Origin of the sequence: Stenotrophomonas sp. YIM B13575 (genome assembly GCF_042787595.1) — a bacterium.
GTDB lineage: Bacteria > Pseudomonadota > Gammaproteobacteria > Xanthomonadales > Xanthomonadaceae > Stenotrophomonas > Stenotrophomonas lactitubi_B.
In genome coordinates this window covers 1-20,806 of the sequence record NZ_JBHZOP010000153.1, presented here as the reverse complement: position 1 = coordinate 20,806, position 20,806 = coordinate 1, and the positions used below count along the sequence as shown (strand labels likewise).

General features: G+C 67.3%; 17 protein-coding genes. 10 read left to right on the top strand and 7 right to left on the bottom strand.

The window, feature by feature from the left end:
* Positions 1-87: 87 nt before the first annotated feature.
* Positions 88-2,124 (bottom strand): TonB-dependent receptor domain-containing protein, encoded by a 2,037-nt coding sequence (locus ACFX4F_RS19460; protein WP_380657940.1) that lies wholly within the window; start codon positions 2,122-2,124, stop codon positions 88-90.
* 494 nt (positions 2,125-2,618) lie between these two features.
* Between ACFX4F_RS19460 and mdoH the strand changes: the two genes are divergently transcribed.
* From mdoH to hemC, 5 genes are all read left to right on the top strand, one after another.
* Positions 2,619-4,544, top strand: coding sequence for a glucans biosynthesis glucosyltransferase MdoH (mdoH, locus tag ACFX4F_RS19455; RefSeq protein WP_099820565.1), 1,926 nt, complete (start codon positions 2,619-2,621; stop codon positions 4,542-4,544).
* Between the two features lie 50 nt (positions 4,545-4,594).
* The gene (locus tag ACFX4F_RS19450; RefSeq protein ID WP_099820566.1) at positions 4,595-5,254 is read left to right on the top strand and encodes an alpha/beta hydrolase; all 660 of its coding nucleotides are present in this window, start codon (positions 4,595-4,597) and stop codon (positions 5,252-5,254) included.
* A gap of 30 nt (positions 5,255-5,284) precedes the next feature.
* Complete coding sequence (locus ACFX4F_RS19445; protein ID WP_099820637.1) at positions 5,285-6,301, top strand: sensor histidine kinase; 1,017 nt, start codon at positions 5,285-5,287, stop codon at positions 6,299-6,301.
* 10 nt (positions 6,302-6,311) lie between these two features.
* On the top strand, positions 6,312-7,040 hold the full coding sequence (locus ACFX4F_RS19440) for a LytTR family DNA-binding domain-containing protein (RefSeq protein ID WP_099820567.1): 729 nt from the start codon (positions 6,312-6,314) through the stop codon (positions 7,038-7,040).
* A 635-nt stretch (positions 7,041-7,675) separates the two neighbouring features.
* Positions 7,676-8,587, top strand: coding sequence for a hydroxymethylbilane synthase (gene hemC, locus ACFX4F_RS19435; RefSeq protein WP_099820568.1), 912 nt, complete (start codon positions 7,676-7,678; stop codon positions 8,585-8,587).
* A 71-nt stretch (positions 8,588-8,658) separates the two neighbouring features.
* Here hemC and ACFX4F_RS19430 read toward each other — a convergent pair whose 3' ends face one another.
* Positions 8,659-9,435, bottom strand: a complete 777-nt coding sequence (locus ACFX4F_RS19430; RefSeq protein ID WP_025877391.1) for a YdiY family protein — start codon at positions 9,433-9,435, stop codon at positions 8,659-8,661.
* Positions 9,436-9,542: 107 nt separating this feature from the next.
* Entirely contained in the window at positions 9,543-10,145 is a 603-nt protein-coding gene (locus ACFX4F_RS19425) for a hypothetical protein (RefSeq protein ID WP_099820569.1), read from the bottom strand.
* Between the two features lie 81 nt (positions 10,146-10,226).
* On the opposite strand from ACFX4F_RS19425, the gene ACFX4F_RS19420 reads away from it, so the two are divergent.
* Both ACFX4F_RS19420 and ACFX4F_RS19415 read left to right on the top strand, forming a co-directional pair.
* Positions 10,227-11,198, top strand: coding sequence for a YafY family protein (locus tag ACFX4F_RS19420; RefSeq protein WP_025877388.1), 972 nt, complete (start codon positions 10,227-10,229; stop codon positions 11,196-11,198).
* A gap of 27 nt (positions 11,199-11,225) precedes the next feature.
* The gene (locus ACFX4F_RS19415) at positions 11,226-12,020 is read left to right on the top strand and encodes a MetQ/NlpA family ABC transporter substrate-binding protein (protein WP_099820570.1); all 795 of its coding nucleotides are present in this window, start codon (positions 11,226-11,228) and stop codon (positions 12,018-12,020) included.
* A 141-nt stretch (positions 12,021-12,161) separates the two neighbouring features.
* Here the strand turns inward: ACFX4F_RS19415 and glpK are convergent, their stop codons facing one another.
* The 3 genes from glpK to ACFX4F_RS19400 form a co-directional block, all read right to left on the bottom strand.
* Complete coding sequence (gene glpK / locus ACFX4F_RS19410; RefSeq protein ID WP_099820571.1) at positions 12,162-13,661, bottom strand: glycerol kinase GlpK; 1,500 nt, start codon at positions 13,659-13,661, stop codon at positions 12,162-12,164.
* Between the two features lie 63 nt (positions 13,662-13,724).
* Positions 13,725-15,209, bottom strand: coding sequence for a glycerol-3-phosphate dehydrogenase (gene glpD, locus ACFX4F_RS19405; RefSeq protein ID WP_099820572.1), 1,485 nt, complete (start codon positions 15,207-15,209; stop codon positions 13,725-13,727).
* 272 nt (positions 15,210-15,481) lie between these two features.
* Positions 15,482-16,117 (bottom strand): OmpW family protein, encoded by a 636-nt coding sequence (locus ACFX4F_RS19400; protein WP_380657935.1) that lies wholly within the window; start codon positions 16,115-16,117, stop codon positions 15,482-15,484.
* A gap of 186 nt (positions 16,118-16,303) precedes the next feature.
* Between ACFX4F_RS19400 and ACFX4F_RS19395 the strand changes: the two genes are divergently transcribed.
* From ACFX4F_RS19395 to lpdA, 3 genes are all read left to right on the top strand, one after another.
* Positions 16,304-16,873 (top strand): DNA-deoxyinosine glycosylase, encoded by a 570-nt coding sequence (locus ACFX4F_RS19395; protein ID WP_380657933.1) that lies wholly within the window; start codon positions 16,304-16,306, stop codon positions 16,871-16,873.
* A gap of 113 nt (positions 16,874-16,986) precedes the next feature.
* Entirely contained in the window at positions 16,987-18,705 is a 1,719-nt protein-coding gene (gene aceF / locus ACFX4F_RS19390; protein WP_380657931.1) for a dihydrolipoyllysine-residue acetyltransferase, read from the top strand.
* Between the two features lie 107 nt (positions 18,706-18,812).
* The gene (gene lpdA / locus ACFX4F_RS19385; RefSeq protein ID WP_380657929.1) at positions 18,813-20,621 is read left to right on the top strand and encodes a dihydrolipoyl dehydrogenase; all 1,809 of its coding nucleotides are present in this window, start codon (positions 18,813-18,815) and stop codon (positions 20,619-20,621) included.
* Here the strand turns inward: lpdA and ACFX4F_RS19380 are convergent.
* Positions 20,576-20,806 (bottom strand): hypothetical protein (locus ACFX4F_RS19380; protein ID WP_380657927.1); only part of this gene is annotated, 231 nt, incomplete at its 5' end. The two genes, lpdA and ACFX4F_RS19380, sit on opposite strands and share 46 nt — an antisense overlap.

The following is a 20,806-nucleotide window of genomic DNA, read 5'->3' as shown; positions in this document are numbered from 1 at the left end:
CCTGCGCCGGCGGTGCTGGAAAACGACTGAGCCTGGGAAACCAGCCGCGATCGCGCTGGCCTGTTGCCAGCGCGATCACAGTGCGCATCAGAAGCGCGCGGTCATGCTGAGGAAGTAGCTGCGGCCCGCCACGAAGTAGTCGGTGGCGCCGTCGGCGTACAGCTTCTTGTCGGCCAGGTTGCTGACGCCGCCGCGCAGGGTCAGCACCTCGTTGACGTTCCAGGCAGCGGTCAGGTCATACAGCGTGTAGGCCTTCAGGAAGGTATTGACCACGCCGGTCTGCTTGCCGGTGTACTGCGCCGACAGGCTGCTGGAGAACACCGTGTTCGGCGTCCAGTCCAACGACGAATAGCCTGAGAACTCCGGGGTGTCGATCAGGTTGCGGCCGGTGGTCAGGTTCTTGGCTTCCTTCATCCAGGTCGCCGAGGTGCGCCAGCGCCAGTGATCGCCGAAGCGGAAGTTGAGGTTGCCTTCCATGCCGCTGGTGCGCGCGCGCTGCACGTTGCTCATGCGCGTCCACCAGTAACCGTTGAAGAAGCCCAGCGCTTCGTATTCGATCTTGTTCCTGAAGTCGGTATGGAAGTAGGTCAGGCCGGCGTCGACCAGATCGTTGTCGAAGCTGACGCCGATCTCGCGGTTGGTGCTGGTTTCCGGGTCCAGGTCGGGGTTGCCGGCCATGTAGCAGCCGCCACGCACGTAGCCCAGCGGGTACAGCGAGGTGCAGCCGCGGCCGCCGGACTGGGTCGCCGCGCTGGGCGAATTCTCGGTCAGGCTCGGCGCGCGGAAGCCCTTGGAGACGCCGCCACGGATTGTCCACTGCTCGCTCGGGTGCCAGACCAGGTAGGCGCGCGGACTGATATGGCTGCCGAACTGCTCATGGTGGTCCAGGCGCGCGCCCAGGGTCAGGGCCAGGGTGCGGTGCAGCTTCAGCTCGTCTTCGACGAACAGCGCCCAGGTATCCACTTCCAGGGTGGAACCGACCACCGGTTTGCCGGCGTAGTCGATCGGTGCCTGGCCGATGGTGTCGGTGTTGGTCAGCTCCTGGCGCTTCCATTGGCCGCCCACCGCGAACTGGTGGTCCACGCCCAGGGTGAAGGGCGTGCTCAGGCTGCCTTCGATGATCGTATCGGTTGCCTCGGAGCGACCGGTAGCGCCGATATCGTTCTTGTACTCGGTCCAGTACGCGCTGAGCTTGGAGGTACCGAAATCCCACTTGCCGTCGTGGTTCAACGCCAGCGAACTGCGCTTGAGCTCACTGGCACCCCATGCACCCTCGTCCTGCTTTTCCAGCGCCTGGGCGATGAAGGCCTGCTGCACGCCATGACCCGCTTCCAGCGACACTTCCTGTGCCTCGCTCAGCTTCCACTGCAGCAGCGCGTCGACATTGCGGTCCTTCTCGCCGGCGTAGGCGTTGCCATACACGCCGCCGTTGGAGCGGTCCGAATCGCGGCGCATGCTGTTGGCACCGATGCGCAGGCCGAAGCGCTCGCCCAGCGGGCCGGAGAAGGTCGCGCCGATCTGCTGGGTGTCGCCACGGTCGCCATCCTGCGGCCGGGTGTAGCTGTGGGTGGCGCTGCCGTTCCAGCTGTCGCCGATGCGCTTGGTGATGATGTTGATCACCCCGCCCATCGCGTCCGAGCCATACAGCGAGGACATCGGACCGCGCACCACTTCGATGCGCTCGATCTGATCGGGCGAAATCCAGTTCAGGTCCTGGCGGCCCAGGTCGGGGCGGTAGTTGGTCGAGGCCGAGCTGCCCATGCGCTTGCCGTCCACCAGCACCAGCGTGTAGTTGGACGGCATTCCGCGCAGCTTGATCTTGGACTGCTCACCGGCGGCGCTGAGCCCACCGGTCACGCCCGGAATGCGGCTGAGCAGGGTGGCCAGGTCGTGCACCGGCTGGCGCTCGATGTCTTCGCGGCTGATCACGCTGATGCTGGCCGGGGCATCCTTGATCCACTGCTGGTTGCCCGAAGCGGTGACCACCACGGTATCCAGCTCCTTGGTCGAGGCGTCGGCGCTGGCTTCAGCGGCGGCGAGGGCAGGCAGGGTCAGCAGGCAGGCGGTGGCCAGGGCGCTGGCCAGTCGGGTGCGCGACAGGCGCGCGGAACGGAGAGGAGACATGACGGCTTCCAAGGGAGAGGAGAGACCCGGTGGAAGCAGCAGGCGCACGCAGACAGCAGGCAGCCACCCCTTCCCTGGGTCGTCGGGCGCGCGGTAGGTCCGGCGCAGCTGGGTGGGTCCGGTGCGCGGAGCGCGGTGACCTGCCTGGTTAACGGAATGATAACCGTTCTCGTTTGTTACGATCCAGTACTTCCCGGGATGAATCGACATTCCCGGGCTGCGTGCCGCGGTTCGCCTGCTGATTGCTGAATGGGGAGATTTCCCGGCGTAGACCTTCGCACCCGGCTTACATTCGGAGCCATAGACTGAGCCGCATTTTTCGATTCCGCCCCGTTGGAGATCGTGTGGGTTCCGGTAGTGACAGACATCGACTGCGCGGCGTGACGCCGTGGCAGACAGGACAAGTGCGGACGCCGGGAATGCGTGCCAGGAACCTTGGTGCATGCAGCCCGGCCGGGACGGCCGGTCCTGCGGCCTGCAGGGAGTAGGCGGCCATGGGGAGTGAAACCATCGACGCGGAACCGGTCACGGCCGGTCCCGACGCGGGCTGGGCCCTGCTGCCCGCCGAAGCGCCACTGGTGATGCCCGAACAGACGCTGCGCGAAGGCGCGCTGAAAGTCCGGCGCCATCGCACCTCGCCGCGCATGATCGGGCTGCGTCGCCTTTACATCCTCGGCGGCACTGCAGCGATGACCGCCGTGGCTACCCGGATGATGTGGCGGGTGCTGTCCGGCAATGGCATCAGCGTGCTGGAGGCCTGCCTGCTGGTGCTGTTCGTCGGCCTGTTCGCGTGGATCGCGCTGTCCTTCGCCAGTGCCGTGGCCGGCTTCCTGACGGCCGTGTTCGACCGCGGCTACCGCCTGGGCATCGATCCGGACAAGCCGCTGCCGACCGTGCACAGCCGCACCGCGCTGCTGATGCCCACCTACAACGAAGACCCGCGCCGGTTGCTGGCCGGCCTGCGCGCGATCTACGAATCGGTGGCGGCCACCGGCCAGCTGCAGCGTTTCGATTTCTTCGTGCTGAGTGATACCCGCCGCGAGGACATCGCGCGTGCCGAAGAGCAGGTGTTCGCCGAGCTGCGCGAGCTGGTGCCCGATGGCCAGGCGCGGCTGTTCTATCGCCGCCGTGGTGACAACAGCGCGCGCAAGGCCGGCAACATCGCCGACTGGGTACGCCGCTTCGGCGGTGCCTACCCGCAGATGCTGATCCTGGATGCCGACAGCCTGATGACCGGTGACAGCATCGTGCGCCTGGTGGCCGGCATGGAGCACAACGCCGACGTCGGCCTGATCCAGACCCTGCCATCGGTCATCGGCGGCCGCACCCTGTTCTCGCGCATGCAGCAGTTCGGCGGGCGCGTGTACGGCCCGGTGATCGCCCGTGGCGTGGCCTGGTGGCACGGTGCCGAAAGCAATTACTGGGGGCACAACGCGATCATCCGCACCCGGGCCTTCGCCGACCACGCCGGCCTGCCGGAGCTGCCGGGGCGCAAGCCGTTCGGCGGCCACGTGCTCAGCCACGATTTCGTGGAAGCCGCGCTGATGCGCCGTGGTGGCTGGGCCGCGCACATGGTGCCCTACCTGGGCGGCAGCTACGAGGAAGGCCCGCCGACGCTGACCGACCTGCTGGTGCGCGATCGCCGCTGGTGCCAGGGCAACCTGCAGCACGGCAAGGTGGTGGGCAGCCGTGGCCTGCACTGGATCAGCCGCGTGCACATGCTGATCGGCATCGGCCATTACTTCACCGCCCCGATGTGGGCGATGCTGATGCTGATCGGCATCGCCATCCCGCTGTTCCAGGATGGCATCGACTTCAACGCCCTGCTGCACCTGTCGCCCAGCGTGTACTGGCGCGCGCAGGATGAAGAACAGGTGGTGCGCCTGTTCGCCGCCACCATGGCGGTGCTGCTGATGCCCAAGGTCCTGGGTTACTTCGCGATGCTGCTCGACCCGGTCGAACGCCGTGGCTGCGGTGGCGCGATCCGGGCGTTCCTGTCGATGCTGGTGGAAACCGTGCTGGCCGCGCTGATGGCGCCGGTGGTGATGTACGTGCAGTCGCGCGGCGTGGCCGAAGTCCTGTCCGGCCGCGACTCGGGCTGGGATGCCCAGCAGCGCGATGACGGTGGCATCTCGTGGATTTCGCTGGTGCGCGGCTACGGTGGCCTGGGCGTGTTCGGCGCCTTCATGGGCGTGCTGGCGTGGGCGGTGTCGCCGTCGCTGGCGGCCTGGATGGCGCCGGTGGTGATCGGCATGGTGCTGGCGGTGCCGGTGGTGGCACTGACCTCGCTGCGCGGGCCGGGTGCCTTCCTGCATCGTCTCGGCCTGCTCGACATCCCCGAAGAGAACATCCCGCCGCCGGTGCTGGTGCGCGCCGCACAGCTGCGCCGGGAAGCGGCCGAGCAACCGCCGCTGTACTGATCGCACCGTGCCAGCGGCATAATGCGGCTCGAACGTACAGGAGCCGCAACATGCTGCAAACGGTGGAACAGGAAACCGGCGCCTCGCCGCAGTGGTCGGTGATCTGGCTGCACGGCCTCGGTGCCGACGGCCATGATTTCGCGCCGATCGTGCCGGAACTGGTGCGCCCGCACTGGCCGGCACTGCGCTTCGTGTTCCCGCACGCACCGGTGCGGCCGATCACGATCAACAACGGCGTGCCGATGCGCGGCTGGTACGACATTGTCGGCATGGACTTCCGCTCGCGCGCCGACATGACCGGCGTGCAGGAGTCGGTGGTGCAGCTGGATGCCCTGATCGCCCGCGAGATCGAACGCGGCGTCGCCGCCGATCACATCTTCCTGGCCGGCTTCTCGCAGGGCGGGGCGGTGATCCTCAGTGCCGCGCTGGCGCGCACTGCACCGTTGGCCGGCCTGATCGCACTGTCGACCTATCTGCCGGATGCCGAAAGCGCGTCGCGCGTCGATGGCGCAGTGGACGTGCCGGTGTTCATGGCCCACGGCAGCAGCGATCCGGTGATCCCGCAGGCGGTGGCCGCGCACAGCGCCGAGACGCTGCGCACGCTTGGGCTGGACGTGCAGTGGCACAGCTACCCGATGGCCCACCAGGTGTGCGCCGAGGAAATCGACGCGTTGGGCGACTGGCTGCAGGCACGCCTGGGCGTCGCCTGAGCCATGGCTGCGAGCGCTGCCACCCCGTGGATGCCGGAACTGTGCCGCTTGCCGCGGTTGGCAGCCATGCTCGGCCTGGCCGAACTGGTGGTGGTGGTGCTGGCATTGGCGCCCGATGGCAGCCGGCACTGGACCGTGGGCGAACTGGCATCGGCCAGCGGCTTCGCGCTGTGGCTGGCGCTGGCAGTGACCGCCAGCCTGTGCCTGCTGCGGCAGGCGCTGTCGAAGCTGCCGGAACTGCTGGGTGCCGTCGCAGCTGTCGGCCTGGCCGCGCTGATCGCCATCCTGTGCGCGGGCATCATCCATGCACTGTATGGCGTGCTGGGCGACAACTTCGCGCGCGGCATCGGCTTCTGGCGCTTCACCCTGGGCAGCGCGGCCACCACGGCACTGATCACCGCATTGGCGCTGCGCTACTTCTATGTCAGCGACCGCTGGGCGGCGCAGGTGCAGGCCAATGCCCGCGCGCAGGCCGACGCCCTGCAGGCGCGTATCCGCCCGCATTTCCTGTTCAACAGCATGAACCTGATCGCCAGCCTGCTGCATCGCGACCCGGCGGTGGCCGAGCGTGCCGTGCTCGACCTGTCCGATCTGTTCCGCGCCGCGCTGGGGGCGGGCGAGGGCGATTCGACCCTGCGCGATGAGTGCGAGCTGGCCGAGCGCTATCTGTCGATCGAATCGCTGCGTCTGGGCGATCGCCTGCGGGTGCACTGGCAGCGCGATGAACCCCTGCCGTGGGATCTGCCGATGCCGCGGCTGGTGCTGCAGCCGCTGGTGGAAAACGCGGTGCTGCATGGCATCTCGCGCCTGCCCGAAGGCGGCACCATCGAGCTGCATCTGGCCTGTGTGGGCAGCGAACTGCAGATCCGCGTACGCAATCCCGCGCCCGATCCGCAGGTGCCCGGGTTGGCCCTGGCGCAGGGGGCGGGCCATGCCCAGCACAGCATCGGCCACCGCCTGACCTGGCGCTTCGGCCGCGCCGCGCGGATGACGGCTGGCTGGAGCGAGGGCTACTATGCCTGCCAGGTGACAGTGCCGATCCAGTGAGGGGACGATCGTGAGGGTAGTCATCGCCGATGACGAACCGCTGGCGCGCGAGCGCCTGCGCAGCCTGCTGGCCGCGCAGGAAGGCGTGGACGTGGTGGCCGAGGCCGGCAACGGCGAGCAGGCCCTGCACGCGTGCGCCGAACTGCAGCCGGACCTGGTCCTGCTGGATATCGCCATGCCCGGTCTGGACGGGCTGGAAGCGGCCCGCCATCTGGCCAGTTTCGAGCCGCGGCCGGCGGTGGTGTTCTGCACCGCCTACGATGCGCACGCGCTGTCGGCGTTCGAGGCGGCGGCCATCGATTACCTGATGAAGCCGGTGCGCGCCGAGCGGCTGGCGGCGGCGATCGCACGCGCCCGGACCTTCCTGGCCGGCCGCGACGGCCATCCCCAGCACACCGGCGGCCAGGCCCGCAGCATGCTGTGTGCCCGCCTGCGTGGCAGCCTGCGATTGATTCCGCTGGACGACATCCACTATCTGCAGGCCGAAGAAAAGTACGTGGTGGTGCATCACGCCCGTGGCGAGGATCTGATCGAGGAATCGTTGAAGTCGCTGGAGGAAGAGTTCGCCAGCCGCTTCGTGCGCATCCACCGCAACTGCCTGGTGGCGCGCCATGAGCTGGTGGAACTGCGTCGTGGCAGTGGTGGCCAGGTGCAGGCGGTGCTGCGGCATGGCAAGCAGCCGCTGGAAGTGAGCCGGCGCTGCGTGGCGACGCTGAAGCAGGAATTGCGGCATCTGTAGGTTTTCCGCGCGGCCTGCGGCCGCGACTGCTTCGACAGCAACAGCAACAGCAACAGCAACAGCGGGTTGGTCGGCTCTGTGCTGTTGCGTGTTGGGTGAGGCGGGATGGGCGGGCGGGACACGCCGTAAACCCATCCATGGGGGCTCGATGGCGCCATCCATGGCGCCAACGGTCCCGCCCGCCCATCTCGCCTCACCCTCGCGAATTTCCCGTTGACGGACGGCAAAGGCATTGTTGTTATCGGGCGGGAAAGAGGGGTCAGATCCCTTTTCCTGCGGAAAAGGGATCTGACCCCGGAAGCCGTCGGCTGTTGCTTCTGCTTTTTTCTTTTTTCTTTTGATCTTCCGTGGCTGACGCACACGGAAACTGTCAGAGGCCGGGAGGGGTGGGCTGCGCAGGGGCGTGAGCCGCATGGGCCCGAGGCATGCCTCGGGCGGGTTGGGCCGGACGCCCAACCCCGGTCTTGCCGTGTGCGCAGGACAGCGCACACGAATAAGCGGCGACCGAGCTTACATGGACGTACTTGCAGCTACCCCTGCGCAGCCCCCCCGACCGGCCAAGCCCAGCTGCTGCTCCCAGCCACGAGGGGCTCCGCCGTTGGCCGTATCCTGCCGATAGGCGCGATAATGCCCGGATGGAAACCGTCCGCATCGCCACCCGCAAGAGCCCGCTCGCCCTCTGGCAGAGCGAACACGTCGCCGACCGCCTGCGCCAGGCACATCCCGATCTGCACGTGGAACTGGTGCCGATGAGCACCCGCGGCGATGAAGTGCTGGATCGCTCGCTGGCGGCCATCGGCGGCAAGGGCCTGTTCCTCAAGGAACTGGAACTGGCCATGCTGCGGGGCGAGGCCGATTGCGCGGTGCATTCGCTGAAAGACGTGCCGATGGAGCTGGATGCGCCGTTCGCGCTGCCGGCGATGCTGACCCGTCACGATCCGGCAGACGGCTTTGTCTCCAATCTGTATGCGTCGCTGGATGCGCTGCCGATCGGTGCGCGCGTCGGTACCTCGTCACTGCGTCGCCAGGCCCAGCTGCGCGCGCTGCGCCCGGACCTGGAACTGCTGGACCTGCGCGGCAACGTCAACACCCGACTGGCCAAGCTCGACAACGGCGGCTACGACGCCATCGTGCTGGCGGTGGCCGGGCTGGAACGGTTGGGCCTGGGCAATCGCATCGTCGCCCGCCTGCAGCCGCCGCAGTGGCTGCCGGCGCCGGCACAGGGCGCGGTGGCGGTGGAGTGCGATGGCGGCAACGCCGCGCTGATGGCGCTGTTCGCAGGCCTGGATGACGCCGCCACGCGCGCCTGTGTGGAAGCGGAGCGGGCGATGAACCGCGCGCTGCACGGCAGCTGCCATGTGCCGGTGGCGGCGATCGCGCAGTGGCAGGGGCAGGATCTGCACCTGCAGGGCCTGGTCGGTAGTGCCAGTGACGGCCGCGCGGTGCGTGCCGACGCCGTGGGCCCGGCCAGCGATCCGGAGGCGCTGGGCCAACGCGTGGCGAAGATGCTGCTGGAGGCGGGCGCCGGCGAGCTGTTGAACGTCTGAGTTCGCTGGATCGTGCCCACCAAGGTGGGCGCCTACCGGAAAAGAAAACGGGCGCCTGGCGCCCGTTTCGCTTACTTGAACTTGTAGACCACGTTCATCGTGGTCAGCGTATCGGTCTTGCGCTTGTCCTCAGCGACGTCGCTGTTGTAACGCGCCTGCCAGCCGGCCTTCAGCGCCAGGTGCTCGTTCATGCTCACCGAGACACCGAAATCGTTCTGGCCGAAGGTGTTGTACGAACCGGATTCGACCAGCAGGGTGTTGATCAGGTCGGTGTTGTCGGTCAGCGAGTACTTCAGGTCGAACAGGCCACGACCGATCAGGCCGGTGCGGGTGCGGTCGTCCTCGGTGCTGTGGGTGCGGCGCACACCGGGGCCGATCTGCGCGTCGAACGAGAAGCGCTCGGTGTTCCACAGCCGGGTGCCGTAACCCAGACCGAACGAGCTCTGGCGATCGTAGGTGGCGAAATCATCACGCTCGGTACGTACCGTGGCGGTCAGCTGGCGATGTTCGCCCAGCTGCAGCGCGCTGCCCGCACTGCCGGTGTAGCGGTTGGCGGTAGTGTTGTTGCGGCGGGTGGTGGTGCCGTCGTCGCTGGTTTCAGTCACCTTGGAGCTGGAGCGCAGGCCGAACAGATCCATGCTGTGCACCCAGTCGCCATCGGTGTAGCGCAGGCGCAGGCGGCCGTTGAAGCTCTCGGTGCTGCTGTTGCCACGTGCCGACGCGAAGCCGAGTTCGCCACCACTGCCGCTCCACGGCGAGGACATCGCCGCCAGTTCGGAGGCATCCTGCGCATACGCCAGCGGGGCGCAGAGCAGCAAGGGGACCAGCAGGGACACGCGCAGGGACATCGAGGCTTCTCCGAAGCGGTTGGCAGCCGGTGATGATACTGGAAGCGTGATGACCGTCCGAATCGCCCGTCCCGCCTGCTTCAGCAGACGTTGTCGGCCGGGCCCATTCAGGGCAGGTCGACCTGCAGGGCAGGATCGTTGAAGCGCGAGTACCGCAGCCGCAGCTGGAAGGGTTTGCCGTTGTTGTGGCCACTGCGCACGATCTGCCGTGGCAGGCCCTGCGCATCCACCCAGTACTCCAGGCGTTCACCGGCGGTGGCGCCACGCAGGCGGTAGTGGCGCGTGCTGACCCCATCCAGCGTCTGCTCGCCCAGGTCTTCGGCCTGCAGGGCCTGGGCGGGGATATCGGCCGGCAGTGGGCTGCGCCATTGTTCCAGCAGCCCCGGCGGGGTCGGCACCTGGCGGATCGCATCGTCGGCCTGCAGGAACATGGTGTCGCCGATGATCACCTGCGGCCCGGCAGGGGTCTGCACCCGGAAGCGATCCGGGGCGACGAAGTCCATCGCGGTGCGCACCGGTTGCTGTGCACCCAGCACCTCCAGCTCGGCGTGGAAGCTGCGCAGGGCCGCAAACCGCTGGCTGGCAGACAGCACCGCCTGTGCCGGATCGGCAGCGGGGACGGGCGTCGCCGCCTCGGTGGGCGCCGGTGCGCGGTCGCAGGCGGCCAGCATCAGGCAGGCCAGCAGGGGCAGGACAGACAACCGGCGCATCGGGCGCTCCACGGGGCAGGGGGCGCCCACGATAGCCCAATCGTCCGCCACAACGCCCGAGACTCGGACATAATCGGGGGCATGGACCGATACGAACGCATCACCGCCCTGCATCGTCTGCTCAAGTCCGCACGCTATCCGGTGACGGTGGCGACCCTGCAGGACAAGCTCGGTTGCTCCCGGGCCACCGTCTACCGCGACCTGGCGTTCCTGCGCGATGCGCTGATGGCGCCGATCGAGGGCGATGGCGAGGCCGGCTTCCGCTACCTGGCCGACGAGAGCGACCGCTTCGAGTTGCCCGGCCTGTGGCTGAGCTCGGAGGAGCTGCACGCCCTGCTGGCCTCGCAGCACCTGCTGGCCCGCACCGGCGGCGGCGTGCTGTCTTCGGTGCTGGCACCGCTGCAGCAGCGCATCGAGAGCCTGCTGGCTGCCCAGGCCGGTGTTTCCAGCTGGCCGGTGGACCGGGTCCGGGTGATTCCGCACCGTGGCCGCAAGTTCGATGAAGCCAGCTTCCGTTCGGTCGCTTCGGCGGTGCTGGAACGCAAGCAGCTGGGCTTTGAGTACCGCGCCCGTTCGACCGACGAAGCGACCAAGCGCACGGTATCGCCGCAGCGGCTGACCCATTACCGCGACAACTGGTATCTGGACGGCTGGGACCATGATCGCGAGGCCCTGCGCAGCTTCGCGGTGGACCGCATCTACAAGGCGCGGGTGATCGACAGCACCGCCCGCGATGTCGCCGACAGCGAGCTGGACGAGCAGCTGGGCGCCAGCTACGGCATCTTCTCCGGTGCGCCGAAAGGCTGGGCAACCATCCTGTTCAGCGCCAAGGCCGCGCGCTGGGTGGCCGACGAACACTGGCACTCCAAGCAGCAGGGCCGCTTCCTCGCGGACGGCCGCTACGAACTGAAAGTGCCTTACAGCGTGTCGCGCGAACTGTTGATGGACGTGTTGCATTACGGGTCCGATGCCGAGATCGTCGAGCCGATGATGCTGCGCGAGCAGGCCAAGGCACTGCTGGAACTGGCCCTGACCAACTACGAAAAATCCTGACAACTCCCCCCGAGATCGATTGCGCCCATGAAGAAGACCCTGTTGCTGCCCCTGTTCGCCGCTGCGCTGGCACTGACCGCCTGCGGCAAGTCCGGCGAGCCTTCGCAGAAGCTGGTGGTGGCCGCCACCGCTGTGCCGCATGCCGAGATCCTGGAAGTGGTCAAGCCGATCCTCAAGCAGGAAGGCGTGGAGCTGGACGTGCGCGTGTTCAACGACTACGTGCAGCCCAACGACCAGCTGGTGCAGAAGCAGGTGGATGCCAACTACTTCCAGACCGAGCCGTACCTGGATGCCTACAACCGCGATCGCAAGACCGACCTGACCAAGGTGGTGGGCGTGCACATCGAGCCCTTCGGTGCGTACTCGCGCAAGATCAAGTCGCTGGCCGAGCTGCGTGACGGGGCCGATGTGGTGATCCCCAACGACCCGAGCAACAACAGCCGTGCGCTGATCCTGCTGCACAAGGCCGGCGTGATCGAGCTGAAGGACCCGACCAATGCGCTGGCCACGCAGCGCGACATCGTCTCCAACCCGAAGAAGCTGAAGTTCCGCGAGCTGGATTCGGCGATGCTGCCGCGCGTGCTCGACCAGGTCGACCTGGCCCTGATCAACACCAACTATGCGCTGGATGCCGGCCTGAACCCGACCAAGGACGCGCTGGCGATCGAGAGCAAGGACTCGCCGTACGTGAACTTCCTGGTTGCCCGCCCGGACAACAAGGACGACGCCCGCGTGCAGAAGCTGGCCAAGGCGCTGACCAGCCCGCAGGTGAAGACCTTCATCGAGACCAAGTACAAGGGCGCGGTGCTGCCGGCGTTCTGACCGCGCTGATCCGCTGACGATGCCTGTGGTGGGTGTCGACCTGGGTCGACACCGCCCTTCCTGTAGAGCCGAGTCCACGCTCGGCTCTGCTGTTTTCGGCATTCCACCAACGGCAGCCGAGCATGGCTCGGCTCTACAATGTCAATCGACGTGGAAGGCGAGGGTGGCGGCCACGGCCTGCTGCCACCCTGCGTAGAGTTTCTCGCGCCGGGCCACCGCCATCTGCGGTTCGAAGCGGCGATCCAGCCCCCACTGTGCCGCGATCTGCTCGCGGCTTTCCCAGAAGCCGACCGCCAGCCCCGCCAGGTAGGCCGCCCCCAGCGCGGTGGTCTCGGTCAGCCGCGGACGCAGCAGCGGCACGCCGAGGATGTCGGCCTGGAAGCCGGCGAGGAAGTCGTTGCCGATCGCGCCGCCATCGGCGCGCAGTTCACTGAGCGAGATGCCCGCGTCGGACTGCATCGCGTCCAGTACGTCGCGGGTCTGGTAGGCCATCGCCTCCAGCGCCGCCCGCACGAAGTGGGCCTTGCGGGTGCCACGGGTCAGGCCGAACATCGCACCGCGCACGTCGCTGCGCCAGTACGGTGCACCCAGGCCGACAAAGGCCGGCACCAGATACACCCCGGCGCTGTCCGGCACCTGTGCGGCCAAGGTCTGGCTGTCGGCGGCACGATCGATCATGCGCAGGCCATCGCGCAGCCACTGCACCACCGAGCCGGCGACGAAGATCGATCCTTCCAGCGCGTATTCCACCTTTCCGTTCAGGCCCCAGGCAATGGTGGTCAGCAGGCCATTGCGCGAGCGTACGGCCTGCGTGCCGGTGTGCATCAACATGAAGCAGCCGGTGCCATAGGTGTTCTTGACCATGCCCGGCTGGAAGCAGGCCTGGCCGAACAGCGCGGCCTGCTGGTCGCCGGCGATGCCGGCAATCGGGATCGGGTGGTCGAAGAAGAACTGCGGGCGAGTGTGCGCATACACCGAACTGGAATCACGCACCTGCGGCAGCATCGCGCGCGGAATGTCCAGCAGGGCCAGCAGGTCATCGTCCCATTCCAGGGTATGGATGTTGAACAGCAGCGTGCGCGCGGCATTGCTGTAGTCGGTCACGTGCGCCTGGCCGCCGCTGAGATTCCACACCAGCCAGCTGTCGATGGTGCCGAACAGCAGCTCGCCACGCTCGGCGCGTTGCTGCGCGCCTTCGACGTGATCGAGGATCCAGCGGATCTTGGTGGCCGAGAAATAGGCGTCGATCAGCAGGCCGGTGCGCTCGCGGATCAGCGCCTCGTGGCCGCCGGACTTCAGCCGCTCGCAGATGGCCTGGCTCTGCCGCGACTGCCAGACGATGGCGTTGTGGATCGGCTGGCCGCTGGCGCGGTCCCAGACCACAGTGGTTTCGCGCTGGTTGGTGATGCCCAGCGCCGCGATATGGCGGGGATCGATCTGTTCGCGGCTGAGCAGTTCGGTGATCGTGGCGTAGACGCTGGTCAGGATCTCGCGCGGGTCATGCTCGACCCAGCCCGGCTGTGGAAACAGCTGGGCGAACTCGCGCTGCGCACTGCCGACGGTGTCGCCGGCGCGATCGAACAGGATCGCGCGCGAACTGGTGGTTCCCTGGTCGATGGCCAGCACGTAGCGGGGCGTCATGCAGCGTCTCCAGTGGCGATGTTGAAATCGTAATGCATCGGCGGCGCCGGGCTGCGCCTGGCACTACCGGCAATGTGAATCCATCCACGCCTGCAGCCGTGCCGCGTGCGCCGCATCCATCTGCAGCCCCAGCTTGCTCCGTCGCCACAGTACATCCTCGGCGCTGCGGGCCCACTCGTGGTCACACAGGAACGCCACCTCGCGTGCGTGCAGGCCTGCGCCAAAGTCTTCGCCCAGATCGAACAGGGTGCGCGCGCCGTGCAGCAGATCCAAGCTGCGGCTGCCATAGGCGCTTGCCCAGCGCCGCAGTAGGGCCTCGGGCAGCCAGGGGGCCTGCTGCTGCAGGTGCTGCCGGGCCTGCCCGGCAGCGCCCCAGTCGCTGCCGGGCAACGGGTCGCCTGCCGCCGTCCAGGCCGGGCCTGCGTGCGGCAGATGGGGGCGCAACAGATCCAGTGCTTCCTCGGCCAGCACCCGATAGGTGGTCAGCTTGCCGCCGAGCACGTGCAGCGCGGGCGCACCGTCGGCGTCCAGTTGCAGGCGGTAGTCACGGCTCAGTTTCGCCGCGCGCGGGTCCGGGTCGGCCAGCAACGGGCGCACGCCGGCAAACTGCCAGACCACCTCGGCCGCTGCGATCGGATCGCGCAGGTAGCCATTGGCAGCGCTGCACAGGTAGTCCACCTCCGAAGGCAGCACACTGCAGCGTGCGGGGTCACCGCGATAGTCGGTGTCGGTGGTGCCGACCAGCAGATGGTCGTGGAAGGGCAGCAGGAACACCACGCGGCCGTCGGGTTGCTGCAGCAGGCAGGCCCTGTCGTTGGGCCAGGGGCGGTGCAGCACGATGTGGCTGCCCTGCACCAGGCGCAGCGCAGGTCTGCCGCTGCGGGCGTGCATGCGCTCCAGCAGGCCGCCCGCCCAGGGGCCTGCGGCGTTGGCCACCGCCCGTGCCTGCACGGTCTGCTGATCGCCGGACGTGTCTTCCAGAACAACGCGCCAGCGCCCGTGCTCGCGCCGCAGGTCCACGCAGCGCGTGCCGGTCAGGATGCGTGCACCCCGTTGCGCAGCGTCGAGCGCGTTGAGGACGACCAGCCGCGCATCGTCCACCTGCGCATCGGCGTAGCTGAAGGCCTGCCGCAGCTGTGGCGACAGCAGCGCGCCGAGCGGATCGTCGTGCAGATCCATGCTGCGCGATGCAGGGAAGGCGGGGCTGCGCCGGCCCAGGTGGTCGTACAGCCAGAGCCCCAGGTGCAGCATCCAGCGTGGACGCAGGTGCGGTTGCCACGGAAGCACGAAGCACAGCGGCCGCACCAGGAACGGCGCCTGCCGGCGCACCACTTCGCGCTCGCCCAGCGCTTTGCGCACCAGGCCGAACTCGCTCTGCTCCAGGTAGCGCAGGCCGCCATGGATCAGCTTGCTGCTGGCGCTGGAAGTGTGCGCTGCCAGGTCGTGCTGTTCGCACAGCAGTACCTTCAGGCCACGGCCACTGGCATCACGGGCGATGCCTGCACCGTTGATGCCACCGCCGATCACCAGCAGGTCGACCTCGTCCATCGCGCCTCCGCATCTTGTTTATGTAGAGCCGAACCGCGCCTCCATTGACCGTGGGCGCCATTGAACGTAACGCATCGCAGTGCGCGCGGAGCCCGCCGCTCGACTCGGGATAGGGGGCTTGGCTCGACTCTACAAAAAAGCAGCCGAGCATGGGCTCGACTCTACAAAAAAGTAGCCGAGCATGGGCTCGGCTCTACAGGCGGAACCCGGGTGACGGAAACGACGACGGGCCCCGAAGGGCCCGTCGCGGTACAACAATGACGCAGAAGCGCTTAGAAGCGGGCGCCGATGCCGAAGCCGACGGTCCACGGATCCATCTTCGCTTCGCCGATCTTCTCGCCGCCGACCTTCACGTCCGGACGCGAGCGCATGTAGCGGGCGTCGGCACGGGCGAACCAGGTCGAGTTGATGTTCATGTCCACACCGACGGTGCCGATCACGCCCTTGGCATCCTTCAGGCGGATGTCGGAGTCGCTGCCGTCGGCCAGCGTTTCATTGCTGAAAGCCGACTGGAAGTAGCCCACGCCCACGAACGGACGGAACACGTTGTCGGCCTGGCCGAAGTGGTACTGGCCGCTCAGTGCGACCGGCTGCTGCTCGACGCTGCCGAGGCGGGCATTGCCCGGGCCCTTCACCTTGTGGTCGAACTTGTCTGCAGCGCCCCACAGTTCAACGGCCCAGTTGTCGTTGATGTAGTAGCTGAAGCTGACGGTCGGTGCCGGGCCGCCATCGACCTTCTTGATGCCGTCGATCGGGTCATTCTTCGGCTGCAGCAGCGAGACGCCGCCAACCACGGCAAAATGCTTGCCCGAGGCGGTGTCGGTGGTGCTGCTTTCCTGCGCGAAGGCAGCCGGTGCGAACGCGGCGGAGGTCAGCAGGGCGAGGCTCAGGATACGGATGGAGCGCATGGGGGAATCTCCTAATGTTTCTTGTTTTGGGCCCCCGGTTGCGGGGCGAGCACACCGTAGTCGCCCCAACATGAATCGAATCCGACGCGCGTTAAAAATTAGTTCGCATTGTTCAGCGAACAGCCCGAAATACCTGTTTTCATGCGGTTTCTGCCCTTCCGGAATATTCATGCAGTTGGAGAAGATGTGAGCGCCGCAACGTTGTGCATCGGCCTGCCTGCGCAGGTGAACGCGGATTGCCGGGTGTTGCTGCTGGGTTCAATGCCCGGTATCGCGTCATTGCAGGCACAGCATTACTACGCGCACCCGCGCAATCGTTTCTGGCCTTTGCTTGGCGATCTGTGCGGCTTCGATCCGTCGTTGCCGTATGCGCAGCGACTGCAGGCGCTGGCAGCCAATGGTGTCGGCCTGTGGGATGTGATCGGCCGCTGCGAGCGGCGCGGCAGCCTGGATGCGGACATCGTCCGTGGCACGGAAGTGGCCAATGCACTTCCCGCACTGATCGCCGCGTTGCCTGACCTGCAGCTGATCGGCTGCAACGGTGGCGCGGCGATGCAGGCCTTCCAGCGCTGGGTGCAGCCGCAGCTGGCCGCCTCGCCAACCGTGCTGGCGCTGCCGTCCACCAGTCCGGCCAATGCAGCATGGTCGTTGCCGCGCCTGCGCCAGGCCTGGCAGCCGGTGGCCGTCGCGCTGGCGACATCAAGCGGACATCGACAGGACAATACGCTACCGACTGGAAGCGCCGACAGGCCGTGAGCAACAGCGTGTCCCGGCTGCGTGCGTACTGAAAACACCTGTAACGGTTGGCGCAGGCCCCCGCTGGCCGCACAATAGACGTTTCCCTACACCAGATTGCCGGAGTTCTCCCCATGGCCGAAATCAAGGAAGCACGTGTCCCCGATATCGGTGACTACAGCGATATCCCGGTAATCGAGGTGCTTGTTGCCGTCGGCGATACGGTGAAGAAGGACCAGGGCCTGGTCACGCTGGAAAGCGATAAAGCGACCATGGAGGTGCCGTCCTCGGTGGCCGGCGTGGTCAAGGAAATCAAGGTCAAGCTGGGCGACAGCCTGTCCGAAGGCAAGGTCGTGGCGCTGATCGAAGTGGCCGACGGCGAGGCTGCCCAGCCGGCCGCTGCTGCCGCTGCGCCGGCCAAGGCCGCTGCTCCGGCCGCTGCCACCCAGGCGGCTCCCGCTGCCGCTCCGGCTCCGGCCGCCCCCGCTGCCAGCGGCGGCGCGGTTGAAGCGCTGGTGCCGGATATCGGCGACTACAGCGGTATTCCGGTCATCGAAGTGCTGGTCGCCGTGGGCGATACGGTGAAGAAGGACCAGGGCCTGGTCACGCTGGAAAGCGACAAGGCCACCATGGAAGTGCCGTCGTCGGTCGCCGGCGTGGTCAAGGAAATCAAGGTCAAGGTCGGCGACAACCTGTCGCAGGGCAATGTGGTCGCCATCATCGAAGCCGAAGGCGCTGCCGCCCCGGCCCCGGCCCCGGCTGCCGCCGCTGCTGCCCCGGCCGCCGCCGAGACGGCCACCAAGGTCGAGCCGGTCGCCGTGCCGGCCCAGCCGGACAAGCTGGCTGCCCGCGAGATCGCCAGCGCCCCCTCGGCCGGCGCGCCGAGCAGCCCGCCGGTGCAGTTCAACGCCGATGGCGTGCTGCCGGCCAAGGTGCCCTACGCATCGCCGGTGGTACGCGTGTTCGCCCGTGAGCTGGGTGTCGACCTGCTGCAGGTCAGCGGCAGCGAGAAGGGCGGCCGCATCACCAAGGCCGACGTGCAGAAGTTCGTCAAGGCCGCGCTCAGCGGTGGCGCCCCGGCGGCTGCCGGTGGCACCGTGGCCGCCGGCGGTGGCCTCAACCTGCTGCCGTGGCCGAAGGTCGATTTCAGCAAGTTCGGCGACGTTGAAGTGCAGCCGCTGTCGCGCATCAAGAAGATCTCCGGTGCGAACCTGGCCCGCAACTGGGCGATGATCCCGCACGTCACCCAGTTCGAGCAGGCCGACATCACCGACCTGGAAGGCCTGCGCGTGGCGCTGAACAAGGAGAACGAGAAGGCCGGCATCAAGCTGACCATGCTCGCCTTCCTGATCAAGGCCAGCGCTGCGGCGCTGAAGCAGTTCCCGGAGTTCAACGCTTCGCTGGATGCAAGCGGCGAGAACCTGACCCTGAAGAAGTACTTCAACATCGGTTTCGCGGCCGATACCCCGAACGGCCTGGTCGTTCCGGTCATCCGCGATGTCGACAAGAAGGGCGTGGTGCAGATCGCGCAGGAAACCGGCGAGCTGGCCAAGAAGGCGCGCGACGGCAAGCTGGGCCCGGCCGACATGAGCGGCGGCTGCTTCTCGATCAGCTCGCTGGGCGGCATCGGCGGCACCGCGTTCACCCCGATCGTCAATGCACCGGAAGTGGCCATCCTCGGCGTCTCCAAGTCGTCCATCCAGCCGGTCTGGAACGGCAAGGAGTTCGCACCGAAGCTGATGCTGCCGCTGTCGCTGAGCTACGACCACCGCGTCATCGATGGCGCCCTGGCCGCACGCTTCACCACGTACCTCTCGCAGGTGCTGGCCGACATGCGCCGCGTGCTGCTGTAAGGCACCGCTTCGCCCCCACCGTGCGGCCGCTGCCCCTGGCGCGGCCGCCTGTCGAAACGCAGTGACAGCCCACCGGCCACGCCGGTCGGGCACGAGGAAAACCCACCATGGCCACGATTGAAATAAAGGTTCCCGACATCGGCGATTACAGCGATGTACCGGTGATCGAAGTGCTGGTCGCCGTTGGCGATACGGTGAAGAAAGACCAGGGTCTGGTGACCCTGGAGTCGGACAAGGCGACCCTGGAAGTGCCGTCCTCGGCCGCTGGCGTGGTCAAGGAAATCAAGGTCAAGCTGGGCGACACCCTGTCCGAAGGCGCCGTCGTCGTGCTGCTGGAGTCCGAAGGCGCCGCTGAGGCGCCGGCCAAGGCCGCTGCGCCGGCCCCGGCTGCAGCCGCTCCGGCCAGCAAGCCGCCGGTGACCCCGTCGCACCGCGCCCCGGCCGAGCCTGCAGCGCCGAAGCCGGCGCTGGCCAGTGGCAAGGCCGCCGACATCGAATGCGAAATGGTCGTGCTGGGCTCGGGCCCGGGCGGCTACACCGCCGCCTTCCGTGCCGCCGACGTCGGCCTGGATACGGTGCTGGTTGAACGCTATGCCAGCCTCGGCGGCGTCTGCCTCAACGTGGGCTGCATTCCGTCCAAGGCGTTGCTGCATGCCGCTGCGGTGATCGACGAAGTCGCCCACGCCGGCGATTTCGGCGTCGAGTTCGGCAAGCCGACCATCACCCTGGACAAGCTGCGCCAGTACAAGGAAAAGGTCGTCAACCAGCTGACCAAGGGCCTGGCCGGCATGGCCAAGCAGCGCAAGGTCCGCAACGTGCAGGGCGTGGGCAAATTCGTGTCGGCCAACGAACTGCTGATCACGGCTGAAGACGGCAGCACCCAGCTGCTGCGCTTCCAGAAGTGCATCATCGCCGCCGGTTCGCAGGCGGTGAAGCTGCCGAACTTCCCGTGGGACGACAAGCGCGTGATGGACTCCACCGACGCACTGGAACTGGCCGAAGTGCCGGGTTCGCTGCTGGTCGTGGGTGGCGGCATCATCGGCCTGGAAATGGCCACCGTGTATGGCGCGCTGGGCAGCAAGGTGACCGTGGTCGAGTTCATGGACCAGCTGATGCCGGGCGCCGACAAGGACCTGGTCAAGCCGCTGGCCGACCGCCTGAAGAAGCAGGGCATCGAGGTCCATCTGAAGACCAAGGCCTCCGGCGTGACCGCCGACGCCAAGGGCATCACCGTGACCTTCGAAGCCGCCGAGGAAGGGCAGGCGCCGGCATTGGCGCAGGGCACCTTCGACCGCGTGCTGGTGGCCGTGGGCCGCTCGCCGAACGGCAAGAAGATCGACGCGGACAAGGCCGGCGTGCAGGTCACCGACCGCGGCTTCATTCCGGTCGACCGGCAGATGCGCACCAACGTGCCGCACATCTTTGCCATCGGCGACATCGTCGGCAACCCGATGCTGGCCCACAAGGCCACGCACGAGGGCAAGCTGGCGGCCGAAGTGGCTGCCGGCCACAAGAAGGAATGGGTGGCCCGCGTGATTCCGTCGGTGGCCTATACCAACCCGGAAATCGCCTGGGTTGGCGTGACCGAGACCGAAGCCAAGGCCAAGGGCCTGAAGGTCGGCGTGGCGAAGTTCCCGTGGGCCGCCAGCGGCCGCGCGATCGGCATCGGTCGCACCGAGGGCTTCACCAAGCTGATCTTCGACGAGGACAGCCACCGCATCATCGGTGGTGCGATCGTCGGCGTGCATGCTGGTGATCTGCTGGCCGAGATCGGCCTGGCCATCGAAATGGGTGCAGAGGCCGAGGACATCGGCCACACCATCCATGCGCACCCGACGCTGAGCGAATCGGTGGCGATGGCCTCGGAAATCTACGACGGCACGATCACCGATCTGTACATGCCGAAGAAGAAATAAGGCGCCCGCGCCTTTGCGAACAAAAAGCCCCGGCATTGCCGGGGTTTTTTTGCTTCTCCGTTCCGGATTTTTGCGAGCTGTAGGGCCGCTGCGCGGGCGGCAGGCATTTCGACAAATGTCCCCCGTCGCCCGCCTGCGGCGGTCGCCTCCTCCTTTACTTTGTCGAAACGCCTGCCGCCCGCGCA